Source organism: Pseudomonas sp. 382, assembly GCF_002759075.1.
Lineage (GTDB): Bacteria > Pseudomonadota > Gammaproteobacteria > Pseudomonadales > Pseudomonadaceae > Aquipseudomonas > Aquipseudomonas vlassakiae.
Genome location: NZ_PEMX01000078.1, coordinates 1 through 4,228, shown reverse-complemented (window position 1 = coordinate 4,228; position 4,228 = coordinate 1). Strand labels below are relative to the sequence as shown.

The 4,228-nt window shown below is 67.5% G+C and carries 2 protein-coding genes; both read right to left on the bottom strand.

All coding sequences use genetic code 11. The features are described 5' to 3' along the window. On the bottom strand, window positions 1-2,455 hold a 2,455-nt coding region (locus CQW31_RS30595; protein ID WP_099816116.1), incomplete at its 3' end, for an excinuclease ABC subunit UvrA. A 25-nt stretch (window positions 2,456-2,480) separates the two neighbouring features. After that, window positions 2,481-4,228 (bottom strand): Na+/H+ antiporter NhaA (gene nhaA / locus CQW31_RS30590; protein WP_099816115.1); only part of this gene is annotated, 1,748 nt, incomplete at its 5' end.

Below are 4,228 nucleotides of genomic sequence, written 5' to 3'. Positions count from 1 at the left end.
CGACCAGGCGCTGCAACTGCACCAGCAGCCGGTCGGCGTCCGACGCATGCAGCCCGGTAGTCGGCTCGTCGAGCACGTACAGGCTTCGGCCGCGCTGGCTGCGCTGAAGCTCGGTCGCCAGCTTGATGCGCTGCGCCTCGCCACCGGAAAGCTCAGTGGCTGGTTGTCCCAGGCGCAGATAGCCCAGTCCGATGTCGCGCAGCAGTTGCAGGGGCCTTGCCACCGCGTCTTCACCCGCGAAGAATTCGCTGGCCTCGTCCACGGTCATCTGCAGCACCTCGGCGATGTTGCGCCCGTTCCACTGCACCTTCAGCGTGGCCTCGTTGTAGCGCGCGCCATGGCAGGTCGGGCACGGCGCGTACACGCTGGGCATGAACAGCAGTTCCACGCTAACGAAACCCTCGCCCTCGCAAGTCTCGCAGCGCCCCTTGGCGACGTTGAACGAGAACCGTCCGGCATCATAGCGGCGGCGTCGAGCATCGGGCGTGGCAGCGAACAGCTTGCGCACATGGTCGAACAGGCCCGTGTAGGTGGCCAGGTTCGACCGCGGCGTGCGCCCGATCGGTTTCTGGTCCACCTGCACCAGACGCTGTACGGCGTCCACGTCGCCCGCCAGATGGCCGCCGGTCGCTTCGATCACTGCCGGCCCTTCGCTGGTGGCGCTTTCGGCTACATCGTCTTCCGGCTCGTGGCCCAGGTGCAGCAGCACCAGCTCCGGCAGGGCCTGCGCGACGAGGCTGGACTTGCCCGAGCCGGAGATGCCGGTGACGGCCGTCAGCACGCCCAGCGGAATGCGCGCATTCACGCCATGCAGGTTGTGGCGGTGAATGTCCTGCAGCTCCAGCCAGCCGGTCGCTTCGCGTGCCCGGCTTCCCGGCGCGGGGATCTCATCGAACAGGTAGCGTGCAGTACGCGATTCGGCAATCTTGCGCAGGCCATCCGGCTCGCCGCTGTAGAGCACGCGGCCGCCACGCTCCCCAGCATCCGGCCCGACATCCACCAGCCATTGCGCGCGGCGCATCAGGTCCAAGTCGTGCTCCACCACGAACACCGAGTTGCCGGCGTCGCGCAGCCGGTCGAGCGCGTCGTACAGGGCCTGGCTATCGGAGGGGTGCAGGCCCGCGGAGGGCTCGTCGAGCACGTACACGACACCGAACAGCAGGGAACTCAATTGCGTGGCCAGCCGCAGGCGCTGCAACTCGCCGGCCGAAAGCGTCGGCGTGGCCCGGTCCAGCGTCAGGTAGCCCAGGCCCAGCCCACGCAGTTGGCGCAGGCGTGCCATCACGCCACCGGCCAGGCGCTGCGCGGCGAGGCGCTTTTCTTCCGATAGCGCCGAGGTGCGGCGCACGTCGGGCGATACCGCATGGACGGCGCGGCCGGAGGCCGCGCGTTCGGCACGGTCGCGTCGGGTCGCTTCCTTGTCCGTAGCCGCCCCCGCTGCATGGGCGCGGAAATCGCCCTGGGCGATGGGTTCGAGCAAGGCCGCCAACTGGTCCAGCGGCATCTGCATGAACGCGCCGATGTCCACGCCGGCGAAGGTGACCGACAGCGCCTCGGGCTTGAGCCGCTTGCCGTGGCAGGTGGGGCACGGTTTGCCCTCCATGAACCGGGACACGCGCTTTCTCATCAACGCGCTCTGGGTGTTGGCAAAGGTGTGCAGCACGTAGCGCCTGGCGCCGGTGAAGGTGCCCATGTAGCTCGGCTCCATCTTGCGCTTGAGCGCGGCGCGGGTTTCGGCGGGCGTGAAGCCGGCGTACACCGGCACCGTCGGTGTTTCCTCGGTGAACAGAATCCAGTCGCGATCCTTCTTCGGCAGGTCCTTCCACGGTCGGTCAACGTCGTAGCCCATGCTGACCAGGATGTCGCGCAGGTTCTGGCCTTGCCAGGCGGGGGGCCAGGAAGCAATCGCCCGCTCACGGATGCTCAGGGAGGGGTCGGGCACCATGATCGCCTCGGACACCTCGTACACATGACCCAAGCCGTGGCAGGTCGGGCACGCCCCCTGCGGCGTGTTCGGCGAAAAATCCTCGGCGTACAGCATCGGCTGATTGGCGGGATAGGCGCCGGCGCGCGAATACATCATCCGCACCAGGCTGGACAGGGTGGTCACACTGCCCACGGAGGAACGCGCATTGCTGGACCCCCGCTGCTGCTGCAGCGCCACCGCTGGTGGCAGGCCGTCGATCGCATCTACGTCCGGCACGCCCGCCTGGTCGATCAGGCGCCGCGCATAGGGGGCCACCGACTCGAAGTAGCGTCGCTGGGCCTCGGCATAGATGGTGCCGAAGGCCAGCGAGGACTTGCCGGAGCCGGAGACACCCGAGAACACCACCAGCGCGTTACGCGGGATGGAGACGTCCACCTCCTTGAGGTTGTTCTCGCGCGCACCGCGCACTTCCACCATGCCGCTGGCCGCAGCGGTACAAGAGGATTCACCGAAAGAATTGCTTGGCATGTTCTTATCCTGTAGTTCGCCCCACTCAGGACGGGACTTCCTGAGTGCGAGGGCCGCGGCGACTGGCTTCGAGCACTGCGGTGAGAGTGCGGGCGTCGTAACTGCCGAGCAGACGACGACCCTCGATGAAGAACGTAGGAGTGACGTGCGCACCGCTGGCGACCGCGCTGACGAGGTCACGCTCGACACGCTCTATCACTGCGGGGCTGTCGAGATCCGCGATGAACCGATCGATGTCAAGACCCAGCTCGGCGGCGTAGCCGATCAAGTCCTCTCGCTCCAGCGCATGCTGACGGGTGAACACGAAGTCCAGCCACGGCCAGAACATCCCCTGGTTCGATGCCGCCTCGGACGCCCGCGCGGCGATCGGCCCGTGGGGGTGGTGCGGCAACTGGCGCACCACATACCGCAGGTCGTCACCGAAGTGGGCGCGAAGATCGTCCCACGAACCGGTGGCGTGCGCACAGTACGCGCACTCGAAGTCCACGTACTCGACGAGTGTGAGCTGGGCGTCCTCCGGCCCGCGGATGTGATCGATCTCCGGATCGACCGGCGGCTCAAGCACCATCGGCAGGTCAGCGGTCTTCTCACCCCACCGCTGGGCGGCGACCTTGAAGATCAGCCACCCGAGCAACGTGGCGAACACCATCGACACGAGCACGCCGACCGTCGCCTGGCGGCCCAGGTCGGAGGTCGTGCCGAACGCGAGCCCGATGATCAGCAGCGACACGGTGAAGCCGATCCCGGACAGCGCCGCCCCACCGAACACGCTCCCCACCCCGACGCCCTCGGGCAGCCGGCCCAGGCCGAGACGGACGGCGACGAGCGTGGTGAGCCCGATGCCCAAGAGCTTGCCGAGCACGAGCCCTGCGATGACGCCCCACGTGACTGGCGAGCCAAAGGCCTCGGCGAGCAGCCCGCCACGCACGTCCACCCCGGCGTTCGCCAAGGCGAAGATCGGCACGATCAGCAGCGCCGTCGGCAGCCGCAGGAACTCGTGCAATCGCTCGTTCACCGAGATACCCCGGGACAGCCCGCAGTCCACCGCGCGGGCCGATGCGGCACTCGGCGACTGCCAGAAGTCGCGGAACAGTTGTCTTGCCGCAACGACCCCGTGACGTTGCGTCGCATAGGCGGGGATCAGCAGCCCCGCGGCCATCCCGGCGAGAGAGGCATGGATGCCGGAATACACGGTTGCGAGCCACAGCACGATCACGATCAGCACATACGGCATTGCCCGCCACTGGCGGGTGCGCCCTAGCCACCACAGCGCAACGAGACTGGCGAGGGCGATCAACAACGGGACGACCCGGATCTCCTCGCTATAGACGATGCCGATGATGGACACGGCGAGGAAGTCATCGACCACGGTCAGGGTGAGCAGGAACACACGCAATTGACCGGACAGCCGCGGACCGACGATCGCCAGGGTGCCCAGCATGAACGCCGTATCGGTGCCGACCACCGCACCCCACCCGTGCAGGCCCTGACCTCCGGCCAGCCCCACGAGCAGGACGTACACCAGAGCGGGAAGCACAACACCCGCGACCCCCGCGATCAGGGCGAGACCGGCACGGCTGCGGTCCCGGAGCGATCCGTGGGCGAACTCCTGACGCACCTCCAGGCCGATCAGGAAGAAGAAGACGACCATCAGGCCGTCGTTGACCCAGTGATGCAGGTCCATGTGCAGGCCCAGCGGCCCGAAGTCAAACCCGACGTCCAGGTGCCACAACTCGAAATAGGCATCGGATAGCGGCGAGTTCGCCCACGCCA